Source organism: Ruegeria sp. AF2 (assembly GCF_056542025.1).
Genome location: NZ_JBQFZC010000001.1, coordinates 203,002 through 227,706 on the forward strand (window position 1 = coordinate 203,002; position 24,705 = coordinate 227,706).

A 24,705-nucleotide genomic window follows, 5' to 3' on the forward strand; every position below is an offset into this window, starting at 1 on the left:
ACTGCGGCCCGAGTTACAAGCGGTCTTCGAATCAGGTATGGGGCAGAGCATGCATAATCTCATGGATCACGACGCACGCCGCTTTGGCGCGGTGAATTGGATGGGTCTCTATACACTGGCGCAGCGCGAAACCCTGCGCTTTCTGGCCGTGTGGACGCAGACCCTGCTGGCACCGCTGGTGACGGCAGGCCTGTTCCTGCTGATCTTCAACATTGCTATTGGTCCCAGCCGACCGGATGTGATGGGGGTGCCGTTTCTGACCTTTCTGGCACCGGGCATCATGATGATGACCGTGATTCAGAACGCCTTTGCCAATACATCGTCATCGATGGTGATCGCCAAGGTTCAGGGCAATATCGTCGATACGCTGATGCCGCCGCTATCGCCGCTGGAAATCCTGTTGGGTTATCTGGCCGGAGGCATCGCCCGCGGTATCCTGATCGCCCTTGTTGTCGCAATCGCTCTGGCGTTGGTTCTGGGCATCGTGCCGCAGAACCCGATGATCGCACTGATATTCGTGGTTTTAGGCGGCGCGTTCATGGGCGCGCTTGGGCTTTTTGCCGGGATTTTTGCCAACAAGTTCGACCAGATGGCGGCGATCACCAATTTCATCGTCACGCCTTTGGCTTTCTTGTCCGGCACTTTCTATTCTGTGCAGGCGCTACCGCCAGTGCTCAATCGGCTAAGCCATGCGAACCCGGTCTTCTATCTGATAGACGGGTTGCGCTATGGGATGATCGGCGTGTCCGACAGCTCTCCTTGGTTGGGCATGGCGATCTGCGCCAGCGCGACGTTGTTGGTTGGAGGATTGACCTGGCAGATGTTGCGCACCGGCTACCGGCTCAAGGCCTGACGGTGTATCGCCTCGCGCCAGACCAGAATCAGACCTCCGGTCAGGATGATGGCCGAGCCGATCAGGCTGATCCCATCCGGTATCACCTTGAATACCGCGAAATCGTAGAAGGCAGCGAAGATCAGCGTAGCGTAGCTGATCGGAGCCACAAAAGAGGCATCCGCCCGCGCCATTCCGTTGACGAAACAAGCCTGCGCACAGGCCATTAGCACACCAATCGAGGCCAGCGCCGCCCATTGCTGAGGCGTCGGCATCTGGAAAACGAAACTTACCGCGACTGTCGCAATGGTCAGACCCATCGCATTGTTGATCAGCAGAATCTGGATCGGTATTTCTCGGCCCGAGAGCTTTTTGATAAAGATCAGTTCCATCCCAATTATCACTGCTGCGGTCAGGGCCAGTAATGCAGCGGGTTGAAAGCTAGCGGGCGTTGGACGCAACAGAACCAAGGCACCGATCAAGGCCACGATGGCGGCCAACCAGCGCCACGGGCCGACACCTTCTTTCAGCAGCGGGATCGCCAACATCATGGCAAAGACCGGGTTCAGGAACGAGATAGCCGTCGCATCCCCAATCGGTATGAAAGCAACGGATGCAAACATCAGCGTGATCCCCAGCCAGCCGAAGCTTGTCCGTCCGATATGCAGACCCCAATGCGGGCGGCTCAGGCGGGGGCGCATGATGCCGACGGCTGTCACGATTACCAGAAAGGCAAATAGAAACCGCCCATGGCTGATCTGCATAGGATGCAGGGCAGGGCCAAGCACATCCGTCCCCAGTGCTTTCGCCAGCAATGTGGTCCCTGCGAGAAGGGCGCTGGCCGCAAGGATCAGCAGGGCCGCAAGGGCAGGATTCTGACGTATCGGTGTCATGGTTCAGCCGTGCGCCAGCGTCGGGTAAATGACAAGCGGTAAATCCCGGTCTCAGAATGATTTTTGCCCCGATCGCAAAAACGGGGTTTTCAGACCCGGTGCGCCCCGCTATATGGCTTCACATGATCAATACCGCACATACCCTGCGCCTCCGACGCCGACGCCTGACCGCATAATCGGCCCGTTTGATCCATTTGCGCTGTCCAAATCCGCGCAAACCCCACCAAATCAGTTGACGACCATGGCCCCAGTGTATCACTCACAGGGCTCAAGCTATTCGAAAAGGATGATCCGATGATCCCGTCCGTTCTGCCGACCTATAACCGCGCGCCCCTGACATTCGTGAAGGGCGAAGGCGCCTGGCTGACCGAGGCGGATGGCCGACGTTTTCTGGATCTGGGCGCGGGCATAGCGGTAAACGCGCTGGGTCATGCGCATCCGGCGCTGGTGGCGGCCCTGACGGAACAGGCGCATGCGCTGTGGCATGTTTCAAACCTCTATAACATCCCGCAACAGCAGGCACTGGCGGACAAGCTGGTGGAACACACCTTTGCCGATACGGTGTTCTTCACCAATTCGGGCACCGAATCCTGCGAATTGGCCGTCAAAATGGCCCGCAAGTATTTTTATGACAAAGGTCAGCCCGAGAAGGTCGAGATCATCACCTTCGACGGCTCATTCCATGGCCGGTCATCGGCGGGTATCGCCGCCGCCGGGTCCGAGAAGATGACCAAAGGCTTTGGACCGCTGCTTCCCGGCTTTGTGCATCTGACATTCGGAGACCTCGACGGTGTCACCAACGCCATCACCGACACCACGGCAGCCATCCTGATCGAACCGGTTCAGGGCGAAGGCGGCATCCGCCCCATTCCGGATGCAGAGCTGAAAGCCTTGCGCCAGATTTGCGATGATAACGGCCTTTTGCTGATCCTCGATGAAGTCCAATGCGGCGTTGGACGGACCGGCAAACTCTTTGCACATGAATGGGCCGGCATCACGCCGGATATCATGATGGTCGCCAAAGGCATCGGCGGCGGTTTTCCTCTGGGTGCGGTTCTGGCCACCGAAGAGGCCGCCAGCGGCATGACGGCAGGCACCCACGGCTCGACCTATGGCGGCAACCCCTTGGGCTGCGCTGTAGGCTGCGCGGTGATCGATCAGGTCGCCACTCCGGCCTTTCTCGAAGGGGTGAATCGCAAGGCGGGCCTGCTGCGTCAGAAGCTCGAAGGCCTGATCGCGGACCACCCCGAAGTATTCGAGGAGGTGCGCGGCTCAGGCCTGATGCTAGGCCTGAAATGCAAACCCGCCAATATCGACGTGGTCAATGCAGGTTATGACAACGAGGTCATCACCGTCCCTGCTGCTGATAACGTGATCCGGCTGCTGCCGCCGCTGACCCTCACCGAGGATGACATCGCACAAGCCCTGATCCGCCTCGAGAAAACTGCGGCACAAGTCGAAAACGCAATGGCTTCGGCCTGAACTCGCCTGATTAAAAAGTGAATTAAAATGAACCACTTCCTTGATATCCACAAAACTGACGCAGGTGATCTGCGGAACATGATCGATCAGGCCAGAGCGATGAAACAGGCGCGCCTTGGGCGTCCCAAAGCCGCCCCCGACGACGAGCAGCCTCTGGCAGGCCGCATGGTTGCGCTGATCTTTGAAAAGCCATCAACGCGGACCCGTGTGTCCTTCGATGTTGGCGTGCGCCAAATGGGCGGGCAGACCATGGTGCTGTCCGGCAAGGACATGCAGCTGGGCCATGGCGAGACCATCGCCGACACCGCCCGGGTCCTGTCGCGCTATGTCGACATGATCATGATCCGGACCTTTGATGAAACCATCCTGACCGAGATGTCCGAATACTCGGACGTTCCCGTCATCAATGGTCTGACCGATCGTACACATCCCTGCCAAATCATGGCCGATGTGCTGACCTATGAAGAGCATCGCGGCCCCATCGCAGGAAAAAAGGTCGTCTGGACCGGCGACGGCAACAATGTCTGCGCTTCATTTCTGCATGCCGCCGGTCAATTCGGTTTCGACCTGACATTCACCGGCCCGGCGCAGCTGGACCCGGAAGAAGAATTCATGGGGCTTGCACGCCAGAAGGGCTCGAAAATCGTGATCGAACGGGACCCGCACAAAGCTGTTGAGGGTGCCGACCTTGTAGTCGCCGACACCTGGGTCTCGATGCACGATTCCCAATCCGCGAAGGAGCGCCGCCACAACATGCTGCGCCCCTATCAGGTCAACGCCGAGCTGATGTCGCATGCCAAGCCAGACGCGTTGTTCATGCACTGCCTGCCCGCGCACCGCGAAGAAGAGGCCACATCCGAGGTCATGGACGGCCCGAACTCGGTGATCTTTGACGAGGCCGAAAACCGCCTGCATGCGCAAAAAGCCGTGATGCGCTGGTGTCTGGGCGTCTGAGGCCGACAGCAATCTGGGAGAGCCATAGATGGCTCTCTTAAATCTCGGAGCAACCAATGCCACACATCACTCTGGAATTCTCTGCCGGGCTCGAAAAAACTCATGATTTTCAAGCCATCTGTGAGCAGCTCTATTCCGTGCTCGCCGCGCATGAAGAATTCGATGCCCCAACACTCAAAATCCGTGCCACCTCGTTTCCGTATTTCCGCATCGGGACCGAACCGCAGACCTTCATTCATGCCACGCTCTTGTTGCTGCAGGGCCGTGATGAGGCAACGCGCGTCGAGTTGAACGCGATCATTCTGAATGTTCTGGCTGCGTCTGCGCCCACGGTCGGCAGCATCACCGTGCGGGATGTTGAAATAGATCGCGCGACCTATGCCAAACGCCTATCAGCCTGACGCGGCCCCGGCATGCGTATGGGAGGACTAAGCGCGTCGGGACACTTCCCAGACCCGTAATCTGGCGAGCGTAGCGACGCACGCCAGAACTACCAGCACACACAATGCGATCTTGGTCATGATCTCCATTGTGCCCTCAATCAGCAGGGCGTGTACGACACTGCCCAGAATGGTTACCAGCGCCAGTCCTGTGTGCCCCAGACGCCAGAGCCGAAATCGCAGGTTCAGGCGTAGGCGCAGAACGCCCATCGTTGCTGCAGCAATACCCGTCCACATCGCGATCACACCCCAGACGGAAAAGGGTGTGGCTGATACGAATAGAAGCGCGTCCACGACATCCGGCGGGCTCGTAATCCACAAACCGCCCACATGGATTACGATCGCTGCGACAAGGGCCAGACCGCACCGCCTGTGCCATAAGCGGCTGCGCACAGGTGAAAGCCCAGGCAACCAGCGTCCGGCCAGCAAGGGTTGCATCAGCAGAAGGCACATCCCGACGATGCCCGCAAACCCGGCAAGGATGTAGATCGGCTCGCGCCACGCCAGATAAGGGCTGAATGCTGCCGCGATAACCGGCACCAGAAGGGCGACAATCAACGCTGCCCAGATCAGTATGCGCCTCAACACGTATCAGGCAGGCTGCAAGACGAAATGCGCGGCAAGCGTTTTATCCTTCGCGCTCGACATCACCGGGCGTAGGAAAACCGTTTCGAACTCGCCGCTGTCATAGGCCAGATGCCCGTGCGGTTGGCCAAAGGCGGGCACGATTTGTGGCATCTCAAGCCGAAATTCACCGTTCGCATCCGTCAGCGTCGCCCCATGGCTGCGCTGGTCGCGCTCGTGCCCCTCGGTCGTATGCGCCCAGATCTGGATACGTTGGCCGGGCAAGGGGGCACCGTCGCCTGCGCGGCGCACGGTGCCGGTCATCCAGAAACCTCCGCCGCCGATGCGCTGCACAATAGGGGCGCCGGGGCGATAGTTGTTCGATCCGCCCCGCATGGACGGGGTCGGTGCAACGCCCTGCGCCCGCGCGGGCGTGGTCAGCCCGGCCGTGCCTAGCGCTGCAAAACAGCCCGCCGTAACCAACGCGCTGCGGCGGGTAAGAAGAACGTGCGACATCGAGAGGGCTCCTTTCGATAACGGGCATGTTGTCTGGCCTGATACTCAATCTAGCACGTTTGTTGCGAAAGCCGAGTTAAGCTGGTCTGAAGATCGGGTCATTTCATCACCGTCACGTGAGCGTTGCCGCCGTTTCCGCCCATCGTGCACTGTATATGTGCACTCATGCGCTATGCCCGACAATAAATCATACTATATTCCACATAATCAAACATATTGAAGCCCAAGCCAGATCCTGACCCAAGGGAGAGCGAGAATGAGCTGGAATCCGACCCATACCCCCGACTGCCGGTCCGAGAACCCGGCGCTGGACAGCCTGATCATCCCCCGTGCCCGTGATCTGGGCGGGTTCGAGGTGCGCCGCGCGCTACCCTCGGTCAAACGGCAACTGGTCGGCCCCTTCATCTTCTTCGACCAAATGGGTCCGGCCGAATTCATCACCGAAGGCGGTATTGACGTACGGCCGCATCCCCATATCGGACTTGGTACCGTGACCTATTTATATCAGGGCGAGTTTGAACACCGCGACAGTCTCGGTACGCATCAGATGATCTATCCCGGCGAGGTCAACTGGATGGTCGCTGGGCGTGGTGTGACCCATTCCGAACGTACCAGTGACCAAACACGCGGCAAGAAACACAGCCTGTTTGGCATCCAGACTTGGATCGCCCTGCCCGAAACTCACGAAGATATGGCCCCCGATTTCGAACACCACAAACAGGGCGCGTTGCCCCATATTCAGGATGCAGGCGTCAGCGCCCGCCTGATCCTTGGTTCCGCCTATGGCGAAACCAGCCCGGTCACCATGCTGTCCGAGACCTTTTATCTCGACGTCCAGCTCGAACCGGGTGCCTCCTTCCCGCTGCCCGACAATCACGAGGATCGCGGTGTCTATGTCACCACAGGCTCGGTCGAGATCGCAGGCGACAGCTTCGAGGCGGGTCGCATGATGGTCTTCCGCCCCGGCGATCACCTGTCCGTGAAGGCCGGACCACTGGGTGCGCGGCTGTTGCTGCTGGGCGGCGCGACCTTGAACGAAGATCGCTACATCTGGTGGAACTTCGTCTCCTCCTCGAAGGAGAAGATAGAAACCGCCACACGCGAATGGAAAACTGCCGACTGGGCGAACGGCGCCTTCCACCTGCCGCCCGGTGATGATCAGGAGTTCATTCCGATCTCGGAAGACCTCGAACGCACCCGACCCAGACGCGCCCGCGTCTGACCTCACGTCACGCTGGCTCCGTTGAACGATCCCGGCGATCCTTGGAGGCACAGCGGAGGTAAGCCATGAATATCGTCATCGCCGGTGCAGGCAGCATTGGCTGCTTTTGCGGCGCATTGCTGGCCGCAGCGGGACACAGCGTGACGCTGCTGGGCCGCGCGCGGGTGCTGGACGCCATCCGGGGACAGGGGCTGACGGTGACAGATTTCTCGAACCTGCATCGGCACGTCGCCGCCGCACAACTCCTGCTCAGCGAAGACCCTGCCTGTCTTGGGGATGCCGAGTTAGTCATCGTCACGGTAAAAACCGGCGCGACCGCCGAGATGGCCATGCTGATCGCCGCATACGCCACGGAAACGGCCCCGGTTCTGTCTTGGCAGAATGGGCTCGAGAACGCCCGCACCCTGCGCACCGCTCTTCCCGGACGCGACGTTCGGGCTGGAATGGTGCCCTTCAACGTGGTGCCGACGGGCCCGGCAACCTATCACCGCGCCACATCGGGCGAGATCGTCATCGAGCGTGGCTCCCGGTCTCTGGCTGAACGCCTAAGCGCCCCGGATCTACCCTTCAGCGAAAGCGACCAGATCGAGGCAGTGCAATGGGGTAAGCTGGTGATCAACCTCAACAATGCATTGAACGCATTGTCCGGCCTGACCTTGCAAAACCAACTGCTCGACCGAAACTGGCGTCGCCTGATGGCTGATCAAATGGCCGAGGCGCAGCGTGTTTTGAAAGTCGCCGAGATCGAGGCCACCTCCACAACGCCACTACCCGCATGGATGACACCGCACATTCTACGTCTGCCAACGCCAATTTTTACACGAATTGCGGCAAAAATGCTGACCATCGACCCCAATGCGCGCACCTCGATGGCTTATGATCTGACGGCGGGTCGCCCGACCGAAATCGACAGTCTACAGGGCGAAATCATCAAACTCGGCCAACAGTACGCGATCCCAACCCCGATCAATAGCCGAGTCTCTCAACTCATCCACCAATCACCGGACACGCCGCTCACAGTCGACCAGATCATAACCTGATCCGTCTCTTCATCTGGCCTAAAATACCTCGGAGCGCGAGGCAGAGCCTCGCAAATTCCGATCAAGCGAACGCAGTCAAAACCCAGAAAATTAGCGCCGACATCACTGCCGCTGCCGGTACCGTGATCACCCAGGCCGCCACGATGGTCATGAAATGCGACCGCCGCACCAGCTTGCGCCGCCGCCGTTCCTCGCGCGCCAGTCGCAGCTCCGCCGGCCGCTGGCGGTTCGAGTATTTCCACCGCCGTTCTGCATGCCACTCCCGATAGAAGCCAACACCAAAGACGGCCCCAACCGCGATATGAGTCGAACTGACCGGCAGACCCAGCCAACTGGCGACGATGACCGTGATCGCCGCCGATAGCGCGACACAGAACGCCCGCATCGGGTTCAGCTTGGTGATCTGGCTGCCGACCATACGGATCAGCTTGGGACCGAACAGGAATAGGCCGAACGAGATGCCAAACGCGCCGATCACCATGACCCATGTCGGGATCGATACTTTCGTGGCAAAATCTCCGAACTCGGCCGCATGCACGATCGCCGCCAATGGACCCACCGCATTGGCCACATCATTGGCCCCATGCGCAAAGCTCAGAAATGTGGCCGAAATCACCAGAGGCAGGCCAAACAATGTCTTCAACGACCGGGTCCGGTTCTCCAACCCTTCAGACTTGCGCTTGACCCACGGTACCGTCGCAGTCCAGACCAGGCCGCCAAAGGTCAGACCGATCAAAAGGGCAAATTGAAGATCAATTTTGACGATCCGCTTCAGGCCTTTGACCGACAAGTAGGTGGCAAACGCCCCTGCCATCACGGCAACCAGAATGGGCACCCAGCGCCGTGCTGCCGCGATCTTGTCGTCCTGATACTGGATCTTGTGTTTGATCAATGCCAGAAAGGCGGCTGCAATCATCCCGCCCAAAACGGGTGAGATCACCCAACTGGCGGCAATCGCGCTCATCGTGCCCCAACTCACCGCACTTAGGCCCGCCGCAGCAATGCCGGCACCCATCACGCCGCCGACCACCGAATGCGTGGTCGAAACCGGTGCCCCGACCCAGGTAGCCAGATTGACCCACAGTGCCGACGATATCAGGGCCGCCATCATCGCCCAGATGAACACATTGCTGTTCTGCACCGACATCGGATCGATGATGCCCTTAGAGATGGTCGAAACCACATCCCCCCCTGCCAGCAACGCGCCTGCGCTTTCTGCGATGGCGGCAATCAGGATGGCTCCGCCCATGGTCAGAGCATTGGCCCCCACTGCCGGGCCCATATTGTTGGCTACGTCGTTGGCACCGATATTGATCGCCATGTAAGCGCCGAATGCCGCAGCTGCGACAACGATCACGCCACCATCGGCCCGTCCGAACAGAAGCGCTGCAGCCAATCCTGCTAGCGCGATAAAGGCCAGTGCAATTCCGGGGGCCAACAGAGGACGCGATACTTGGGCATTGGCGTGCTCAACGCGCGAGATACGCTGTAGGTCACGGTCCAGTGCGTGCCAACGGGCTTTGGTGGAGTGGTCTGACATCGGTTCACAACGGCTGTTTTGAATGATGCCCGCCGCTAAACGGTTCCAATGGGCGCGGCAACCTTTGTCATCAGTTTTTTACAATATTGTTACAATTGCAGTAGCAAGTCGCGCAATTCCGGCTCTTGCACGCGTTCGGCGGCCACCTTCGGGGACACCCAGCAGCGCTTACGCTGATCGGACTCGGGGAATACATCCGCCAGATCGGTCACCTCGATCCGATAAACGCTGGTGATAACCGGCAACGCCGTGCCGTCATCCAACCTTTTGTCGTAAGAGTAATGACCAACGGGATCTTTCTGCACCTCAGTCGCGCGCACCCCAGCCTCTTCCCAGGCTTCCCGCAATGCGGTTTCCGGCCCGTTGAGCCCATCAATGGGCCAGCCTTTGGGGATAATCCAGCGTCCGGTGCCCCGACTGGTGATCAACAGAACGTCGTCACCGGGACCTGCCTTGCGGGTACACAACGCAGCAACCTGCACCCGGCTTGGGCGCTGGATCAGCGGTCGCGCGACCTCTTCCCAGATGTTGCGTATCCATGTCGTCATGTCAGGCCTGCTCGGGCGTATTCTTTTTGTAATTCGAAGAAGTTACATAATCATGTATCGCTGAGTTAACAATACCGCCCTCGGATAACCGCAAAATATGGCCTGAACTTTCGGTGTTTCGTGTATTTTTGCAGCAATTTGTGCGCTTTGCACTGTTTCCGCCAATGAGGCTTATTTACGCCCACCTGATCAACTCAGCCTTTGCGCCGCTTCGCGCGCAGCGTTGGATCCGCCTGAGTTGGATCTTCGGGCCAGGGATGTTTTGGGTACTGCGCCCGCATGTCCTTGCGCACATCGGCATATGACCCGGCCCAGAATCCGGGCAGATCACGGGTGATCTGGATCGGTCGCTGGGCCGGTGACAGCAGAGTGATCTTCAAAGGCTCGCCCCCAACCACCGGATGTTGCGTAACGCCGAATACCTCTTGTAGCCGAACCGAGATTTCGGGCACCGCACCGCCATAGTCAATTGGCAGCTTGCGGCCCAACGGAGTCACAAACGAGCCCGGCGCCCGCCGATCCAGTTCCTGCATCTGGTCCCAGTCCAGCCGGGCGCGCAGCGCGGGCAGCAGGTCGAACCGCTTCCAGTCATCGGCATTGCGCACGCCCGAGAGCATCGGCAGCAGCCAGTCTTCCAGCGTTTCCATCAGCCCGGTTTCCGAGAAGTCCGGCAGATCAGCGCCTTCCGCGCGGATCAACTCGACCCGAGCGGCCAATCGCGCTGCGGCCCCGGTCAGCCGCACACCCAGATCGCGCACCCCGTCCAACATCGCCTGCGCCAATGCATCCCCGGGGACATCTTTCCAGATGCGGTCGTCCAGCGTGATCGCTCCGAACCGCTCTTGCCTGCGCGCCACGACACGGCGTTCGCGTTTCGACCAGTCGCAGCTGTCGACCCACGCGATCTGATCGCCGAATAGATCGCGAATTTCCCCCTCGGAAATCTGCGCTGCCATGCGCACGCGCGCTTCACGCGGGTTCCCATCCGTATCCGTCACCACAAGATAAGGTGCACCCGCCAGCGTATCACCGGCTTCCAGCACGACGCCTTTGCCACCCGACAGGACATAACGCGGGACATCTCCCTTGCGTCGCTGTCCGATGCGATCGGGATAGGCCAGCGCCGCCATCGCTGCCGGGCTCAGACCGCCCGCATCCTTAGATTGCGCGCGCAACCGCTTTGCTTCGCCCTTGATCCGATCCAGCGCGCCCATGTTGACCTGCCAGACCCGATTGCGCTGAAACGCGCGCACGTCCCGCAGCACCTCAAGCCTCAAAGACAGATCGACCGGAGCGCCCCTTAGCGGATCGCGTTCCGCCATCAGCGCCGCCAGTGCCGCGGCCTCAGGTCCTGCGTGCAGCAACATGTGCCCCAGCCGAGGATGCAGCGGCAGCGCCGCCAGCGCCCGCCCATGTTCGGTGATCCGACCTTTGCCATCCAGGGCACCCAGCATCGCCAGCAACGCGCGCGCCTCAGCCAGCGTGCCTTCGGGCGGCGCGGTCAGAAATGCAAGATCACCCGGTTCTGCGCCCCAGAGCGACAATTCTAACGCCAGCCCGGTCAGATCGGCAGCCTCGATTTCGGCAGGCGGGTAGGCGACCAGTGCACCTTCTTCGCCCTTGGACCACAACCGATAGCAGACACCTTCGGCCACACGCCCCGCACGGCCTGCGCGCTGCGTCGCTTCGGCCCGCGTCACCCGCTCGGTCACCAGCTGCGACATGCCTGATCCCGGATCGAACCGCGCCCGCCGGGCTTGCCCCATATCGACCACCACGCGGATATCGGGAATAGTCAGCGAGGTTTCGGCAATCGACGTCGCCAGAACTACCTTGCGACCTTGCTTAACCGGCGCAATCGCCACGCGCTGGGCGGCAAAGGGCAGTGCTCCGAACAAAGGCCGCACTGAACAGGTGTCGGGTAGACGGCTGGCCAAAGCCGCCTCGGCCCGCCGAATTTCACCTTCACCGGGCAGGAACACCAGCATGCCCCCTTTGGTTTCCCGTTCGGCTCGCACCACCAGATCGATCAGCGCGTCCAGTCGCCGCGCCTGCGGCGCCAAAGGCCGGTCCAACCAGCGGGTCTCGACCGGATAGCTGCGCCCTTCGGATGTCACCAGAGGCGCGTTCATCAGCTGGCCCACCGGTTCAGCATCCAGCGTCGCGGACATCGCCAGCAAGATCAGGTCATCGCGCAACGCTCCAGTCACCTCAAGGCACAGTGCAAGCCCAAGATCGGCGTTCAGGGACCGTTCGTGGAATTCATCGAATATCACAGCACCTACGCCGGGCAGGTCAGGTTCGGATTGCAGCATCCGTGTCAGGATACCTTCGGTCACAACCTCGATGTGCGTCGCCTTTGAAATTTTCACGTCTCCACGGACACGATAGCCCACGGTCTGGCCCACGGGTTCACCCAGCGTCTCGGCCATGCGTTCGGCGGCGGCGCGGGCGGCCAGCCGCCGGGGCTCCAGCATGACGATCCGGCCCTCGCACAGACCGGCCTGTAGCATCTCAAGCGGCACGCGGGTTGTCTTGCCCGCACCCGGCGGCGCCTGCAGCACCGCGCGCCCATGCGTTCGCAAGGCGTTCAGAATATCGGGAATGGCGTCATCAATGGGCAACCGGGTCATATCGCCTTATCGCCAAAGCCTCGGCCAAGGTCCAGCGTCGCCAAACTCGGCTCCGGTTGGGGCTGGACAAACCGGGTCATCCCCCCTCATCTAGGGCAAATTCCAGCCGGGGACTTACCGATGAACATTGCCGAGCTTGGCGACAGGATCTTGAACGGAGAGCGCAGGGCACTGGCCCGAGCGATCACGCTGGTCGAAAGCGGGCGTGAAGATCATCGGGCGCAGGCAACCGCGCTGCTGGATCAATTGAGCGGCGCCGGACGTCAGGCGCTGCGGATCGGGTTGTCGGGCACGCCGGGCGTTGGCAAATCGACCTTTATCGAAAGCTTCGGCATGATGCTGACGGGGCAGGGGCTGCGTGTTGCGGTTCTGGCAGTTGATCCCAGCTCGGCCCGTTCGGGCGGCTCGATCCTGGGCGACAAAACCCGCATGGAGCGGCTGAGCCGCGAGAAAAACGCCTTTATCCGCCCGTCCCCCAGCCAAAGCCATCTTGGTGGCGTGGCGCGTCGCACGCGCGAAGCGATTGCGCTTTGTGAGGCGGCGGGTTTTGATGTCGTGCTGATTGAAACCGTGGGTGTGGGCCAATCTGAAACCGTGGTGGCCGAGATGTCTGACCTGTTCCTGCTGCTGCTGGCCCCGGCGGGCGGCGATGAGTTGCAGGGCGTCAAGCGCGGCATCATGGAGATGGCCGACATGATCCTGATCAACAAGGCCGATGGTGACCTGAAAGCGACTGCAACCCGCACCTGCGCCGATTACGCGGGCGCGCTGCGTCTGCTGCGCAAACGCCCGCAGGACCCCGAAGGGTTTCCCAAGGCCATGACCGTTTCAGCGGTTGAAGAGCATGGGCTGGAACAGGCCTGGGACGAGATGCAGGCCCTGACAACCTGGCGGCGCGAAGCCGGGCATTGGGTATTGAACCGCGCCACACAGGCAAAATACTGGTTCGAGCAAGAGGTACGCCACGCATTGCTTGCGCGTCTCGAAACGCCACAGATGCGCAGTCGGATGAGCGATCTTGGCGCTCAGGTCAGTGCGGGCCACCTCCGCCCATCGGCGGCGGCCGAACAAATCCTCTCCGGGCTGTCCGACGCGTAACACTCTGGCGGTATGATGCGTGCGCGGCTGGTGCGCTGACCGCTAATCGTGTATTAAAGCTACATATATTGTTGTGTTTGAGTGTAAGTCACTGCGTTTGAACCGGGTTGAGAAAGGGCTTGGTCACCTCGGATCGTGCCCGGATTCTCCGAGGAACGGGACACGTCAGAATGCCCAATATCAATGGTACCAACGGCGACGACGATATCGATGTCACAAATGACAACGGTACTCTGAACGGAAACCCGGCGACGCCTCCGGTGACCGGTATCCTTGGCCGTGGCGGCGATGACGATATCACCATCACCAATAGCACCATTGCCAACAATGTCCTGGGCAATGCAGGCACCGACACGATCATTGTCACCAACAGCACGGTTGGCGGGCGCATCGCTAGCGGGTCCGATGCGGATACGGTTGATATCAGGGGGTCAACCGTCGGCGATATCCGGCTTGGTGCCGGTAATGACACGCTGAATTTCACCAGCACCACGGTGTCGGGTGACATTCGCGGCGGCAGCGGAACCGACACGCTGAACCTCCCTGAGGGCACTGTTATCACGGACGATACTTTCGGGGTGATTACGGTCGAAGACGGGGTTGGTTACTCAGTCTCTAGCGGCACATTTACCCTGCCTTCAGGCATCACCGTCACGTATTCAGCGTTCGAGAACGGGTCGGGTATGCCCTGTTTCACGCGCGATACATTGATCACGACGCAGCAGGGCCAGACCCCCATCCAGTCGCTGTGCACCGGTGACCTGATCCCCACGCTGGGGCAGGGCCTGCACCCGATCCGTTGGATCGGGCGGCGCGAATTTGATCGCTTCCAGCTTGAAGCCAACCCCAGACTCTGGCCTGTGCGTATCCTTGCAGGGGCATTGGGCGAGGGGCTGCCGCATCGCGATCTGCTGGTCTCGCGCCAGCATCGAATGCTGGTGCACTCAAAGATCGCCCAACGCATGTTCGGCACGACCGAGGTTCTGATTCCGGCCATCAAACTCACCGCAATGCCGGATATCTACGTTGATGAAAGCGTGGAAAGCGTCGAGTATTACCACCTGCTGTTCGACCGCCATCAGGTGATCTTTGCCGAGGATGCGCCAACCGAAAGCCTCTATACCGGCCCCGAAGCGCTGAAAATGCTGAGCGCCGCGTCGCGTCGCGAGATATTCGAGATTTTTCCCGAATTGACAGACCTTGATTACCGCGCCGACCCGGCCCGCATGATCCCCGGCGGGCGGCTGCAAGCGCAGTTGATCACACGGCATTTGAAGAATAACAAGCCGCTGTTGCGGATGCCTCGGATCTGAACTTCCAAGGAATTCAACAAGGGGGCAAAGATTTCGCCGCAGCCGTCTTGACCCTTCGCGCGATTCCCACTAAACGCATCCAACCAGTTTTCGGGCGCGACTTCGGGTTGCGCCCCTTGTGATTTGGCCGCGGGTCTTGTACCCGGCCTCCAGAAACAAAGGAAGAAACCATGTCGCGCCGTTGCGAATTGACCGGAAAAGGCCCGATGACTGGCAACAATGTCAGCCACGCCAAAAACAGAACTCGTCGCCGTTTTCTGCCCAACCTGAACGACGTTACCCTGCAGTCGGAAACTCTGGGTCGTGGCGTCAAGCTGCGCATCTCGGCAGCTGCCCTGCGCTCGGTCGACCACCGCGGTGGTCTGGACGCGTTCCTGGCCAAAGCCAAGGATGACGAGCTGTCGGCGAACGCCCTGAAAGTGAAGAAAGAAATCGCCAAGGCACAAGCCTCGGCCTAAGCGCTTTCTCACGCAAGAATTCAGCCCTGCACCCTGCGGTGTGGGGCTTTTCTTTTTTGCATTCGCTGCCCCTGTGCGAATGATTGTCTCTGAAATGGTAATAAAACGCCCCGCTTCGTGACGTTGTTCACAGAACGCCTGCTGAATATCGCATATGTTTATGCATATTCATGTTGAGGGGGTTACCATGTCACTCAAAGCAAAGAATTTTCTGTTTTTACTGCCACGATCAATTGCAAAAGCTGTGATCCGCTGCACCCGGATGCAGCGCCGGGTAAACCGACTGCATACGGGGATGAATGCCGAGGCGTTCAGGCCGCCGAAAAGCTGAGCTAGGCCATACTGTCTCAGCCACTGCTTTGCGCTTGAAGCCGGTTCAGCGGGCGGCGTATATACCAAGCTGACATGACAGGCTTTTTCCGCACATTTCTGCCTTATGCGCTGTCCTTGATGGTGATCCTCACCGGGCAGGGACTAGCCGTGTCGCGGGGTATGGAGCGCGCGGTCGGGCAGATGGTTTTGTGCACCGGCAGCGGGCCGGTCGTCGTCTATATGGACGAAGACGGCCAACCGACCCGCGCACCGCAATACTGCCCTGACTATGCGCTCAACCTGCTGGGCGCGATACATGAAGCCTCGGTTGCCGTACCTCCGGCCCCGTCGCGCGCGCTCCCCGCGCCGTCGCTCCTTTCCCAGCATCTGATTGCCGCGCCGCTGCCGCGACACCCAGCTCGTGCCCCGCCGGTTTCTGCCTGATTCCAGTTTCCAAATTCTATCAGACAGTTACCAAGGAGAGGCATAATGACCCTCAAATCCAGCCTGCTTGCAGTCCTGACTACCTTTTCGCTGACCGGTGCGGCGCTGGCTGCCGATACCATCTCGGTCGAAGACCCTTATGCACGGTCTTCGGGCAAAACCGCGAAGGCGGGTGCCGCCTTCATGATGATCCAGAATCAAGGCGATACCGATGACCGCCTGATCGGCGTGACCTCGGATGCGGCTGCCCGAGTGGAACTGCACACTCATAAGGTTGACGAAAACGGTGTCGCCAAGATGGTGCATGTGAAGGAAGGCTTCGCCATTCCGGCGGGCGAAACCCACATGCTGAAACGCGGCGGTGATCACGTCATGTTCATGGGCCTGACAGCGCCCTTCGAACAGGGAGGGAGCGTTCCCGTCACACTGATCTTCGAAAACGCCGGAGAGGTCGCGGTCGAGATCCCGGTCGATCTTGAGCGCCAGGACAAAGGCGGCCATTCGAACTAACGCCTGTCTTCAGGCTGTGGTACAGCCATCATCCATACGTCAGGCCGGGCAATGCCCGGCCTGTTGCGTCATCTGTTGACGGTTTTCATCTCCAATCGATCGCCCGCTTTTTTGAACCGTGCCGCCAGAAAGAACATCACCACCGCCGAGGTCAGCGCGAAGAAGGCAATTGCCCAGCCCAACGCCACCATGCCGCTGCCGGGCCAGAAGATCAGCACCAGCCCGACGATGAGTGCGAAGATACCTGAATTACGCACCGTTGCGCGCTCGGGGTCTTGTGGATGCATTTGCGGCAGCGCCATGAACGAGCCGATCGCAACGAACAGCGCCATCGCCCCCATGAGGGTGAACGCCAGCCAGGCCACGCCCTGTGGCCAGATCAGCAACACCAAACCGATCAGCGCGGCACCGATACCGACGCCTCCGATCAGCCCGCGCCGCCCAAAACCCAGCCAGGTCAGCGCGCCATCCAGAATCAGCAGCACCCCTACCAATCGCAGCAATAATGAGATGCTGCTGGTCGGCCAGAACAGCGCTGCAATCCCGATCAGACCCGCGAGAATTCCACGCAGCAGAAAGGTCCACCACAGGCTGGCCAGATTGGTACTTAACGTATCGCGCGCGTCGATACTGCTGTCGTCAAGGATTTCTCCGTCTTTGGGCGGTAGATCGGTCATGTCACTCACTCGGGTTTGCGTTTTCTGCACCATAGACGGGAAGACGCGCCGCTGTCTGCCCCTATCGCGTGCTGCCTCGCGCCAACAGCTCATCGACCCAGCGCGGTACTGCCTTCGAGGCTGGCCCCAGCCGGGTTTCATCAAATATTCCGGCTGATGGCTCAAGGTTCAATTCGATCGTCCGCGCGCCCACGGCCCGCGCCTCTTGTACAAACCCTGCCGCCGGATAAACCTGCCCCGAGGTGCCGATCGAGGCGAACAGCGATGCTTCCATCAGATGGTCGTAGATCTCATCCATGAAATATGGCATCTCGCCGAACCATACCACGTCGGGCCGGGCCGAGGGCTGGTGACAGGACGGGCAGGGCTCACCCACATCCATTTCGGGTGGCGAAGCCCAACGATATCCGCACGCCTCACACAAAGCCCCAGCCAAGGTGCCATGCATATGGATCACATGCGCGGCCCCTCCTGCCTCGTGCAGGCTGTCGACATTCTGGGTGACAAGGATCACCTCTCCAGGCCAGCCCTGCTGCAACCGGGCCAGCGCCTGATGCGCCGCGTTGGGTTGCGCCTTGGCGGCCTGTACTCGGCGGGCATTGTAAAACTGATGCACCAGCGACGGATTGCGGGCAAAGCCCTCGGGCGTGGCCACATCCTCGATCCGGTGCTGCGCCCACAGGCCCCCTTCATCGCGGAACGTGCCCAATCCGCTTTCGGCGGAAATCCCGGCCCCGGTCAAAATGACGATCTTTTCCATACCCGCCCCACGCGCTAAACCACTCTTATGACACACCGTATCCTTTTCGTCTGCCTGGGCAATATCTGCCGATCCCCCGCCGCCGAGGGCGCTTTTCGCGCCCGCGCCCCGCATCACCAGACCGACAGCGCCGGAACCTCGGGCTGGCATATCGGAGACCCGCCTTACGGCCCAATGCAAAAGGCCGCCCGCGCGCGTGATATCGACCTCAGCGACCTACGCGCGCGCCAGTTCGTGGCCGAGGATTTCAACCACTTCGACCTGATCATCGGAATGGACGCAGAAAACATCGAGGGTATCGAGGCCCTGCGCCCCGACGGCATCACCACCCCGGTCCGCCTGCTGACCGATTTTGCGCCTGACAGCGGCGCGGACCACGTGCCCGATCCCTATTACACCCGGGATTTCGACGGCGCGCTGGACCTGATCGAAGAGGCGGTGCAGGGGCTCGAGGCACATGTGCGGGCCTAGCTTGAATATACCATTCATTTACGACGGCAGATGCGGACGGCATTGTTCCCCATGCGATATATGTCCAATTCTGGACTGATGGGTATGTCGAACTCAATTTGTAACAACTAAATTTGAGCCAAGTGTTTCAAATAGGTTCTACGGCAAAAATGGGGCAAAGCAGGTGGTGGCTGAAGCTTCCTTATGTAGCGCTATCCTCATCCGGGCATGGGCAAATCTCATCCATTGCTTCCAGAACGATCTTAGCAATAACAGTAACTGGAACAACGGTGTCGGCCGTAAATTCAGCGATTTCAGTCGTCAGAGCCATCGCTTCCTCAAGTAGTATAGCTATTGTCTCATTGTTCTCTCGGAACTTATCGTATGCCTCGGTTGCCAACAGTACGCGATCTTCCTGAAGGCTCCGGATAAAGCCGACAGCAGTCCGGGCTTGTTTGCGCCGTCGGCAATAGTCGATTTTGTCACAAAAATCCTCAGGTTCGCCAGGTGGTTTTCTCTTGACTTGTCGAGCAAGCAAGCGACCCGACCAGCCAATAAACCGTGCCTTCTGCTCTTGCCACCAGCTAACAATCGAGTAGCTTCGACCATGCGCGTTAGCTATGCGTCTGAGATCGCTTGAAATTTGTCGATCGAGCGCTTTGGGTGTCAGAAGCAACGCTTGTTCAAGAGTTAGAGCATCTTTGTAACCCGGCGGCTCTGCACCGATGCCATCTATAGTCATCGTCATTCTAAAAAAACTTTCGTAGCAAATTCAAAACATGAAGCGCACACGATGTTGCAAAGGCAATGCTTGGCAACGTACTTTAATGAAAATGGTGACTTGCCGCTAAAAAGAGAGGCGCCAGAGTCCATCTGGTTTCGTTGTAGAAGAAATGCTGCGTTCTTGAGATAAACTTTTGAAAGTCGCAAATTAGAGCGATAGCAAATAATCGTATTCGCTGCCTCTCGCTCTATCCCACCACCTTCAACTGACCACCTAACCACGGCAATTGCGCAATCGCTGGATCAACGATCTGGCTGCGCATCAGGCGTCGGATCATGTCGGCCACTTCCTGAGGTACCTGATCGGACCAGTCGGTCCGTGTAAACAAGGAAATGGTGCGTGCGAACTCACCGAACGGGGCGGGGTGCGCCTCCATCCCGTCGTGGAAGCGGGCGGCGCGCATATAGCCCAGCGGCGTGGTAATCGCCCAGCCGAGGCCGCGCGCAACCATCGCCATCAGCGCGAGGTGTGAGCCGATTTCGAACCGTTCCTCGAATTCCAGCTGCTGCCGGGCCAGATGGCTTTCGATCTGACGGCTGATCAACTGCTCGCGGGCATAGCGCAGAAAGGGCAGATCCTGCACTGGTTGCGCAACGCCCTTAGGCGCGACCAGAATGAACGGATCCTGCACTAGCGGATATTCGACCACGCCCTCCAGCACCTCGCCAGAATGGGCCGAGACCGCCATGTGCAGGCGCTGCGCTTCCAGCTCGGCAAACAGGTCCAGACTGGGCAGCGTGATCAGCTTGAATTTCGACCGGGTCAGACTGTCGGCCAGCAACGTCGCCAATCGCGGCGTCAGGTCGTTGTCGAAATCGTCGATCAAGCCGATGGACAGGGTGGTCAGATGCCCCAGATCCATCACCGCCAGTTCGCCTTGCGCCATCTGCAACTCGGCCAGCACTGCCTCGGCCCGCGCCAGGAAACTGCGGCCGGCCTGCGTCAGTCGCATCGGTCGCCGCCCGTGATCCACCAGATCGGTGCCCAAAGCCTTTTCCAGATTGCGCAATTGCTGGGAAACCGAGGGCTGGCTGAGCCCCGTGATCTCGGCCGCCTGCGCCACCGATCCCGTCCGTGCCAGCGCCTCGAACACCTCAAGGCCCCGCAGGGTCAGCCCTTTCATCACCATCGCACATACCTTTCGCTGCGCCATTTCTGAGGCGCAGCGGGCATCAGGTCAAGGATTGACAGGGCTCAGTTGCAGATCGCTTGTGCCATCTGGCCAAAGTTCTGATACCGATCCCACAGCGCATCATCGCGCGCGGTCTGCGACATCTTCAACTCCTGCGCCTGATGCGGGTTGGTGAACCACTTGGCGACGGTCTTCTGATCACTACGCGTCAGCGCCTGATCCGCCACGCGCTGAATACACCGGCACCGCGCCCGCGTCGCCGCTTCACGGTCTGATGCCAGACACGCCCGCTTGATCTGCGCCGCGTCCACTGTGTGGGCCACCGACGTCAGTGATGCCGCACAAAATGCGATTAAGAGGAACTGTTTCATACTCGAGCCTCGTTTTTTGCCTGCCCGGACGGGTCTTATGCCCCTCTCGGTCTGCGGCGGAGTATGAATCAAAGTGGATTCGGGATCAATTGGGTGGTTCGAAAAAGTGATTGCACGCGGCTGGGATGTCGCGTTTTCTGGCCAGACATTGTTTAAATCTCTTTCATGAGACCACTATGCTTAAGAAATACGGGCGCACTTCCATCTGCCGGAGTCTCCCGGGGCGACCAGCGATGATAAGATCATGTCCAGCGTTGACGAACTGGCTTCGGCTGATGAGGTTGTCTTCACCGAAAAACTGGACGGTGAGAATACAACGATTCATAGTCAGGGCTGCCATCCTCGCAGCATTGACGCGCGACACCACCCGTCCCGAGATTGGATGAAGGCCTTCGCTGCCGGAATTTCGCCACAGCATGACGAAGATGAGCGCATAGTCGGTGAATATCTGTTTGCTCGCCACTCGATAGCGTACTCGGCGTTGCCGACTTATTTCCTGGGCTTCGCCTGGATCAAGGCAAAGCGCGTGCAATCGTGGGACGCGACGCTTTCACGCTTTCTCGAGCTGGGGATTACTGCCGTTCCCGAACTCTATCGCGGACGGTTCTCTGTTAAGGTTGTGGCAGATGTGATCGCGGGCCTGGATCTGGATACTCAGGAGGGTTTTGTCGTTCGCACAATTGCAGCGTTTAATGAAGAAGAACTGCCCACTCACCTCGCGAAGTACGTGCGCGAGGGTCATGTGCAAAGCGAGACGCATTGGATGAACGCAGAGCTGGTTAAAAACAGGCTGGTCTGACTGGACGGAGGCCTCGCAAACAAAGGGTTTCGCTGGGTCTCGTCCCACCTTGACCACAGCCCAATTCCGACGCATATCCCCAACCCATGACAGACCTCGCTCATATCCGCAATTTCTCCATCGTCGCGCATATCGACCATGGCAAATCCACCCTTGCTGACCGGCTCATCCAAGAGACCGGAACGGTTAAGGATCGCGACATGAAGGAACAGCTGCTCGACAGCATGGATATCGAGCGTGAACGCGGCATCACCATCAAGGCCAACACGGTTCGCATCGACTATACCGCCGACAATGGCGAGCAATATGTGCTGAACCTGATCGACACCCCCGGCCACGTGGACTTTGCCTATGAGGTCAGCCGCTCCATGCGTGCGGTCGAGGGCTCGCTGCTGGTCGTGGACTCGACCCAAGGGGTTGAGGCGCAGACGCTGGCGAATGTCTATCAGGCCATCGACGCCGATCATGAGATCGTGCCGGTGCTCAACAAGATCGACCTACCAGCGTCCGATTGTGACCGCGTCGCGGAGCAGATTGAGGATGTGATCGGCATCGACGCCACCGACGCCATTCAGGTCTCCGCCAAGACGGGGCAGGGCATCCACGAAACGCTCGAAGCCATCGTGCAGCAACTGCCCGCGCCACAGGGCAATCTGGACGCGCCGCTCAAGGCGATGCTGGTGGATTCCTGGTACGACGCCTATCTCGGCGTCATCGTTCTGGTCCGCATCATGGACGGCACGCTGAAAAAGGGGATGCGGGTGAAGTTCATGTCGAACAACACCCTGCACCATGTCGACCGCGTCGGCGTCTTCCGGCCTGAGATGGAGATGGTGGATTCGCTGGGCCCCGGTGAGATCGGCTTCCTGACCGCCTCGATCAAACAGGTCCGCGACACCCGCGTCGGCGACACCATCACCAATGACCGCAACGGCACCGAAGAGGCCCTGACGGGATTCAAACCCGCGCAGCCGGTGGTGTTCTGCGGCCTCTTCCCCGTCGACAGTTCCGAATTCGAAGACCTGCGCGATGCGATCGACAAACTGGCCCTGAACGACGCCAGCTTCAGCTTTGAAATGGAAACCTCGGCGGCATTGGGCTTTGGCTTCCGCTGCGGTTTCCTCGGCCTGCTGCACCTAGAGGTCATCCGCGACCGGATCGAACGCGAATACGATATCGAGCTCATCACGACGGCTCCCTCGGTGATCTATCACGTCTACATGAAAGACGGCGAGATGATCGAGCTGCACAACCCCGCCGACATGCCCGACCCGTCGAAGGTCGACCATATCGAGGAACCGCGCATCAAGGCGACCATTCTGGTGCCGGATGAATACCTCGGCGACGTGCTGAAACTCTGCCAAGACCGCCGTGGCATCCAGCTGGACCTGACATATGCGGGCACCCGCGCCATGGTCGTCTATGACCTGCCGCTGAACGAGGTTGTCTTTGACTTCTACGACCGCCTGAAATCGGTGACCAAGGGTTATGCCTCGTTCGACTACCAGATGACCGGCTACACCGAGGACAATCTGGTCAAGATGTCGGTGCTGGTGAATGACGAACCGGTCGACGCGCTGTCGACCATGGTTCACCGCGACCGGGCCGAGATGCGGGGCCGTGCAATGTGCGAAAAGCTCAAGGACCTGATCCCGCGCCACATGTTCAAAATCCCGATCCAGGCCGCCATCGGAGGCAAGGTCATCGCCCGCGAGACCCTCTCGGCCTTGCGCAAGGACGTGACCGCCAAATGCTACGGAGGCGACGCCACGCGGAAACGCAAACTGCTGGACAAGCAGAAGGCGGGTAAGAAAAAGATGCGTCAGTTCGGGAAGGTGGATATCCCGCAGGAGGCGTTTATTTCAGCGTTGAAGATGGACAGCTAAGGCTGTCCTTCCTCTCCGTTGATCGGTTCTATACGGCCTCAGGATCAGCGTCACTCTGACCAAGTTCCGCGAGTTCACTCCAAACCGCTCTTGGGATATCCCAATCCGCCCATTCGAGTGTTTGTCTCACATGCTGTGGCCAAGTCACTCCACACACCGTTGACGCAATTTTTGCGTCCCGCATCGAGAATTGCAGCGCTAAGGCGCCTAAGGGCACGTCATAGCGGGCACAGATTTCCTCAACCGCGCGCACAGGTGCGAGCGCTTCTTCTGTTGCTGGCCGATAGACGTAGAAATGATGGATTGCGCTGCCTCTGGCCAAGATTCCGCCGGCGTAAGGCGCTGCGTTCAATACCGTAACGTCCTTCGAGTTGGCCAGTTTGATCAGCGGCGCCGCATTCATGTTTACAAGCGTGTGCCGGTTGTGAGTCATCACCACGTCGAAATCCCGTTCGCGCAGCATTGGCATCAACACATCCAACTGCCCGCCCGCCAGACCAACTGCAGTTGCCAATCCTTCCTCTTTAATTTTGAATAATTCGTCCAGCGCACCTCCGCTGCGGGTAATCTCAGTTACGTCACCAGCGTATTCCGGGTCGTGCAGATGAAGGATGTCCACGCGATCTACCTCAAGAGCCTTGAGGCTTTGTTCAAAGGACCGCCGCGCTTGGGCGGCGTCGAAAACATTCGTTTCCATATCACGGTCTACTTTTGTGGACAGAACGCGGCCTTTCGGCCAGCCACCGAGTTCACGTATGACACTCCCGATGCGCTCCTCGCTACGCCCCAACGCATAGCCTCGGGCGGTGTCGATAAACCCGTCGGGCCGGGCAAGTATGGCACGTATGGTCTCGCGCGCCCTATTCTCATCAACTTCGTAACCGTAAATCTGTGGAATGTTGCCTATACCGGTTGATCCAAAGCCAATTCGTGGGATTCGCACTCCGGTTTGACCTATTTCGCAAAGTGTTGTCATTGCACCCCTCCCCAGTCGCATATGAATAATTGAATTTTGAACAGGTCGACCCATCACTGCAAGTTCGGGGG

At 59.4% G+C, this 24,705-nt stretch carries 26 protein-coding genes; 14 read left to right on the plus strand and 12 right to left on the minus strand.

Annotated features, from left to right (window positions below; genetic code table 11):
* The first annotated feature begins 49 nt into the window (after window positions 1-49).
* Window positions 50-853: an ABC transporter permease gene (locus ACR0NM_RS00955; RefSeq protein ID WP_170511463.1), complete on the plus strand. Its 804-nt coding sequence runs from the start codon at window positions 50-52 to the stop codon at window positions 851-853.
* Here ACR0NM_RS00955 and ACR0NM_RS00960 read toward each other — a convergent pair.
* A complete protein-coding gene (locus ACR0NM_RS00960; protein ID WP_480612805.1) occupies window positions 835-1,725 on the minus strand; it encodes a DMT family transporter in 891 nt (296 codons plus the stop codon). The genes ACR0NM_RS00955 and ACR0NM_RS00960 overlap by 19 nt on opposite strands.
* A 294-nt stretch (window positions 1,726-2,019) precedes the next feature.
* On the opposite strand from ACR0NM_RS00960, the gene ACR0NM_RS00965 reads away from it, so the two are divergent.
* From ACR0NM_RS00965 to ACR0NM_RS00975, 3 genes are read left to right on the plus strand one after another with little or no spacing between them, the layout of a single operon-like run.
* Window positions 2,020-3,207, plus strand: coding sequence for an acetylornithine transaminase (locus tag ACR0NM_RS00965; RefSeq protein ID WP_480612807.1), 1,188 nt, complete (start codon window positions 2,020-2,022; stop codon window positions 3,205-3,207).
* A 27-nt stretch (window positions 3,208-3,234) separates the two neighbouring features.
* A complete protein-coding gene (gene argF / locus ACR0NM_RS00970) occupies window positions 3,235-4,161 on the plus strand; it encodes an ornithine carbamoyltransferase (protein WP_480612809.1) in 927 nt (308 codons plus the stop codon).
* A 56-nt stretch (window positions 4,162-4,217) separates the two neighbouring features.
* Complete coding sequence (locus tag ACR0NM_RS00975) at window positions 4,218-4,562, plus strand: 5-carboxymethyl-2-hydroxymuconate Delta-isomerase (protein ID WP_480612811.1); 345 nt, start codon at window positions 4,218-4,220, stop codon at window positions 4,560-4,562.
* Between the two features lie 27 nt (window positions 4,563-4,589).
* Here ACR0NM_RS00975 and ACR0NM_RS00980 read toward each other — a convergent pair whose 3' ends face one another.
* Together ACR0NM_RS00980 and ACR0NM_RS00985 are read right to left on the minus strand one after the other, a co-directional pair.
* Window positions 4,590-5,186, minus strand: a complete 597-nt coding sequence (locus ACR0NM_RS00980; RefSeq protein WP_480612813.1) for a ferric reductase-like transmembrane domain-containing protein — start codon at window positions 5,184-5,186, stop codon at window positions 4,590-4,592.
* Between the two features lie 6 nt (window positions 5,187-5,192).
* Window positions 5,193-5,681: a peptidase associated/transthyretin-like domain-containing protein gene (locus ACR0NM_RS00985; protein WP_170397223.1), complete on the minus strand. Its 489-nt coding sequence runs from the start codon at window positions 5,679-5,681 to the stop codon at window positions 5,193-5,195.
* A 256-nt stretch (window positions 5,682-5,937) separates the two neighbouring features.
* Between ACR0NM_RS00985 and ACR0NM_RS00990 the strand changes: the two genes are divergently transcribed.
* Window positions 5,938-6,903, plus strand: coding sequence for a pirin family protein (locus ACR0NM_RS00990; RefSeq protein WP_170424227.1), 966 nt, complete (start codon window positions 5,938-5,940; stop codon window positions 6,901-6,903).
* Window positions 6,904-6,968: 65 nt separating this feature from the next.
* Window positions 6,969-7,943 (plus strand): 2-dehydropantoate 2-reductase, encoded by a 975-nt coding sequence (locus tag ACR0NM_RS00995; protein WP_480612815.1) that lies wholly within the window; start codon window positions 6,969-6,971, stop codon window positions 7,941-7,943.
* Between the two features lie 61 nt (window positions 7,944-8,004).
* Here ACR0NM_RS00995 and ACR0NM_RS01000 read toward each other — a convergent pair whose 3' ends face one another.
* From ACR0NM_RS01000 to hrpB, 3 genes are all read right to left on the minus strand, one after another.
* Window positions 8,005-9,483, minus strand: a complete 1,479-nt coding sequence (locus ACR0NM_RS01000; RefSeq protein ID WP_480612817.1) for an inorganic phosphate transporter — start codon at window positions 9,481-9,483, stop codon at window positions 8,005-8,007.
* Between the two features lie 89 nt (window positions 9,484-9,572).
* Window positions 9,573-10,031 carry an NUDIX hydrolase gene (locus tag ACR0NM_RS01005; RefSeq protein WP_170404203.1) on the minus strand — a complete coding sequence of 153 codons (459 nt, stop codon included), beginning with the start codon at window positions 10,029-10,031 and terminating at the stop codon, window positions 9,573-9,575.
* A gap of 194 nt (window positions 10,032-10,225) precedes the next feature.
* On the minus strand, window positions 10,226-12,664 hold the full coding sequence (hrpB, locus tag ACR0NM_RS01010) for an ATP-dependent helicase HrpB (RefSeq protein WP_480612819.1): 2,439 nt from the start codon (window positions 12,662-12,664) through the stop codon (window positions 10,226-10,228).
* Between the two features lie 120 nt (window positions 12,665-12,784).
* On the opposite strand from hrpB, the gene meaB reads away from it, so the two are divergent.
* From meaB to ACR0NM_RS01035, 5 genes are all read left to right on the plus strand, one after another.
* The gene (gene meaB / locus ACR0NM_RS01015; RefSeq protein ID WP_480612821.1) at window positions 12,785-13,762 is read left to right on the plus strand and encodes a methylmalonyl Co-A mutase-associated GTPase MeaB; all 978 of its coding nucleotides are present in this window, start codon (window positions 12,785-12,787) and stop codon (window positions 13,760-13,762) included.
* A gap of 170 nt (window positions 13,763-13,932) precedes the next feature.
* The gene (locus tag ACR0NM_RS01020; RefSeq protein ID WP_480612823.1) at window positions 13,933-15,075 is read left to right on the plus strand and encodes a Hint domain-containing protein; all 1,143 of its coding nucleotides are present in this window, start codon (window positions 13,933-13,935) and stop codon (window positions 15,073-15,075) included.
* A gap of 170 nt (window positions 15,076-15,245) precedes the next feature.
* Window positions 15,246-15,533 carry a 50S ribosomal protein L28 gene (gene rpmB / locus ACR0NM_RS01025; protein WP_008756960.1) on the plus strand — a complete coding sequence of 96 codons (288 nt, stop codon included), beginning with the start codon at window positions 15,246-15,248 and terminating at the stop codon, window positions 15,531-15,533.
* A gap of 405 nt (window positions 15,534-15,938) precedes the next feature.
* Window positions 15,939-16,289 (plus strand): glycosyltransferase family protein, encoded by a 351-nt coding sequence (locus tag ACR0NM_RS01030; protein ID WP_170424215.1) that lies wholly within the window; start codon window positions 15,939-15,941, stop codon window positions 16,287-16,289.
* Between the two features lie 45 nt (window positions 16,290-16,334).
* Window positions 16,335-16,799 (plus strand): copper chaperone PCu(A)C, encoded by a 465-nt coding sequence (locus tag ACR0NM_RS01035; protein WP_170397208.1) that lies wholly within the window; start codon window positions 16,335-16,337, stop codon window positions 16,797-16,799.
* Between the two features lie 68 nt (window positions 16,800-16,867).
* On the opposite strand, the gene ACR0NM_RS01040 is transcribed toward ACR0NM_RS01035, so the two are convergent.
* The gene (locus ACR0NM_RS01040) at window positions 16,868-17,476 is read right to left on the minus strand and encodes an HdeD family acid-resistance protein (RefSeq protein WP_480592178.1); all 609 of its coding nucleotides are present in this window, start codon (window positions 17,474-17,476) and stop codon (window positions 16,868-16,870) included.
* A gap of 61 nt (window positions 17,477-17,537) precedes the next feature.
* Window positions 17,538-18,236, minus strand: a complete 699-nt coding sequence (locus ACR0NM_RS01045; protein WP_170511485.1) for an NAD-dependent deacylase — start codon at window positions 18,234-18,236, stop codon at window positions 17,538-17,540.
* A gap of 27 nt (window positions 18,237-18,263) precedes the next feature.
* On the opposite strand from ACR0NM_RS01045, the gene ACR0NM_RS01050 reads away from it, so the two are divergent.
* The gene (locus ACR0NM_RS01050; protein WP_480612825.1) at window positions 18,264-18,707 is read left to right on the plus strand and encodes a low molecular weight protein-tyrosine-phosphatase; all 444 of its coding nucleotides are present in this window, start codon (window positions 18,264-18,266) and stop codon (window positions 18,705-18,707) included.
* A 181-nt stretch (window positions 18,708-18,888) separates the two neighbouring features.
* Here the strand turns inward: ACR0NM_RS01050 and ACR0NM_RS01055 are convergent, their stop codons facing one another.
* From ACR0NM_RS01055 to ACR0NM_RS01065, 3 genes are all read right to left on the minus strand, one after another.
* The gene (locus ACR0NM_RS01055; protein WP_223117711.1) at window positions 18,889-19,434 is read right to left on the minus strand and encodes a hypothetical protein; all 546 of its coding nucleotides are present in this window, start codon (window positions 19,432-19,434) and stop codon (window positions 18,889-18,891) included.
* A gap of 223 nt (window positions 19,435-19,657) precedes the next feature.
* Window positions 19,658-20,599 (minus strand): LysR family transcriptional regulator, encoded by a 942-nt coding sequence (locus tag ACR0NM_RS01060; protein WP_170397757.1) that lies wholly within the window; start codon window positions 20,597-20,599, stop codon window positions 19,658-19,660.
* 65 nt (window positions 20,600-20,664) lie between these two features.
* Window positions 20,665-20,973 carry a hypothetical protein gene (locus tag ACR0NM_RS01065; RefSeq protein WP_170404173.1) on the minus strand — a complete coding sequence of 103 codons (309 nt, stop codon included), beginning with the start codon at window positions 20,971-20,973 and terminating at the stop codon, window positions 20,665-20,667.
* Between the two features lie 244 nt (window positions 20,974-21,217).
* Here ACR0NM_RS01065 and ACR0NM_RS01070 point away from each other — a divergent pair, with 244 nt between their 5' ends.
* Both ACR0NM_RS01070 and lepA read left to right on the plus strand, forming a co-directional pair.
* A complete protein-coding gene (locus ACR0NM_RS01070) occupies window positions 21,218-21,772 on the plus strand; it encodes an RNA ligase family protein (protein ID WP_480612827.1) in 555 nt (184 codons plus the stop codon).
* A gap of 86 nt (window positions 21,773-21,858) precedes the next feature.
* Entirely contained in the window at window positions 21,859-23,658 is a 1,800-nt protein-coding gene (lepA, locus tag ACR0NM_RS01075) for a translation elongation factor 4 (protein ID WP_170424201.1), read from the plus strand.
* A 28-nt stretch (window positions 23,659-23,686) separates the two neighbouring features.
* Here lepA and ACR0NM_RS01080 read toward each other — a convergent pair whose 3' ends face one another.
* Entirely contained in the window at window positions 23,687-24,634 is a 948-nt protein-coding gene (locus tag ACR0NM_RS01080; protein ID WP_480612829.1) for an aldo/keto reductase, read from the minus strand.
* Window positions 24,635-24,705 lie beyond the last annotated feature (71 nt).

Excerpts from the sequence above, each read along its gene's own strand:
- ACR0NM_RS01060 (WP_170397757.1), bottom strand. The coding sequence starts at position 20,599 with ATGGTGATGAAAGGGCTGACCCTGCGGGGCCTTGAGGTGTTCGAGGCG.
- ACR0NM_RS01005 (WP_170404203.1), bottom strand. The coding sequence starts at position 10,031 with ATGACGACATGGATACGCAACATCTGGGAAGAGGTCGCGCGACCGCTG.
- ACR0NM_RS00955 (WP_170511463.1), top strand. The coding sequence starts at position 50 with ATGCATAATCTCATGGATCACGACGCACGCCGCTTTGGCGCGGTGAAT.
- ACR0NM_RS00960 (WP_480612805.1), bottom strand. The coding sequence starts at position 1,725 with ATGACACCGATACGTCAGAATCCTGCCCTTGCGGCCCTGCTGATCCTT.
- ACR0NM_RS01030 (WP_170424215.1), top strand. The coding sequence starts at position 15,939 with ATGACAGGCTTTTTCCGCACATTTCTGCCTTATGCGCTGTCCTTGATG.
- ACR0NM_RS01065 (WP_170404173.1), bottom strand. The coding sequence starts at position 20,973 with ATGAAACAGTTCCTCTTAATCGCATTTTGTGCGGCATCACTGACGTCG.
- ACR0NM_RS01070 (WP_480612827.1), top strand. The coding sequence starts at position 21,218 with ATGTCCAGCGTTGACGAACTGGCTTCGGCTGATGAGGTTGTCTTCACC.
- lepA (WP_170424201.1), top strand. The coding sequence starts at position 21,859 with ATGACAGACCTCGCTCATATCCGCAATTTCTCCATCGTCGCGCATATC.
- ACR0NM_RS00975 (WP_480612811.1), top strand. The coding sequence starts at position 4,218 with ATGCCACACATCACTCTGGAATTCTCTGCCGGGCTCGAAAAAACTCAT.
- ACR0NM_RS01035 (WP_170397208.1), top strand. The coding sequence starts at position 16,335 with ATGACCCTCAAATCCAGCCTGCTTGCAGTCCTGACTACCTTTTCGCTG.
- hrpB (WP_480612819.1), bottom strand. The coding sequence starts at position 12,664 with ATGACCCGGTTGCCCATTGATGACGCCATTCCCGATATTCTGAACGCC.
- ACR0NM_RS01020 (WP_480612823.1), top strand. The coding sequence starts at position 13,933 with ATGCCCAATATCAATGGTACCAACGGCGACGACGATATCGATGTCACA.
- ACR0NM_RS00990 (WP_170424227.1), top strand. The coding sequence starts at position 5,938 with ATGAGCTGGAATCCGACCCATACCCCCGACTGCCGGTCCGAGAACCCG.
- meaB (WP_480612821.1), top strand. The coding sequence starts at position 12,785 with ATGAACATTGCCGAGCTTGGCGACAGGATCTTGAACGGAGAGCGCAGG.
- ACR0NM_RS01050 (WP_480612825.1), top strand. The coding sequence starts at position 18,264 with ATGACACACCGTATCCTTTTCGTCTGCCTGGGCAATATCTGCCGATCC.
- ACR0NM_RS01055 (WP_223117711.1), bottom strand. The coding sequence starts at position 19,434 with ATGACGATGACTATAGATGGCATCGGTGCAGAGCCGCCGGGTTACAAA.
- argF (WP_480612809.1), top strand. The coding sequence starts at position 3,235 with ATGAACCACTTCCTTGATATCCACAAAACTGACGCAGGTGATCTGCGG.
- ACR0NM_RS01080 (WP_480612829.1), bottom strand. The coding sequence starts at position 24,634 with ATGACAACACTTTGCGAAATAGGTCAAACCGGAGTGCGAATCCCACGA.
- ACR0NM_RS01040 (WP_480592178.1), bottom strand. The coding sequence starts at position 17,476 with ATGACCGATCTACCGCCCAAAGACGGAGAAATCCTTGACGACAGCAGT.
- ACR0NM_RS00995 (WP_480612815.1), top strand. The coding sequence starts at position 6,969 with ATGAATATCGTCATCGCCGGTGCAGGCAGCATTGGCTGCTTTTGCGGC.
- ACR0NM_RS00985 (WP_170397223.1), bottom strand. The coding sequence starts at position 5,681 with ATGTCGCACGTTCTTCTTACCCGCCGCAGCGCGTTGGTTACGGCGGGC.
- ACR0NM_RS00965 (WP_480612807.1), top strand. The coding sequence starts at position 2,020 with ATGATCCCGTCCGTTCTGCCGACCTATAACCGCGCGCCCCTGACATTC.
- ACR0NM_RS01000 (WP_480612817.1), bottom strand. The coding sequence starts at position 9,483 with ATGTCAGACCACTCCACCAAAGCCCGTTGGCACGCACTGGACCGTGAC.
- rpmB (WP_008756960.1), top strand. The coding sequence starts at position 15,246 with ATGTCGCGCCGTTGCGAATTGACCGGAAAAGGCCCGATGACTGGCAAC.
- ACR0NM_RS01045 (WP_170511485.1), bottom strand. The coding sequence starts at position 18,236 with ATGGAAAAGATCGTCATTTTGACCGGGGCCGGGATTTCCGCCGAAAGC.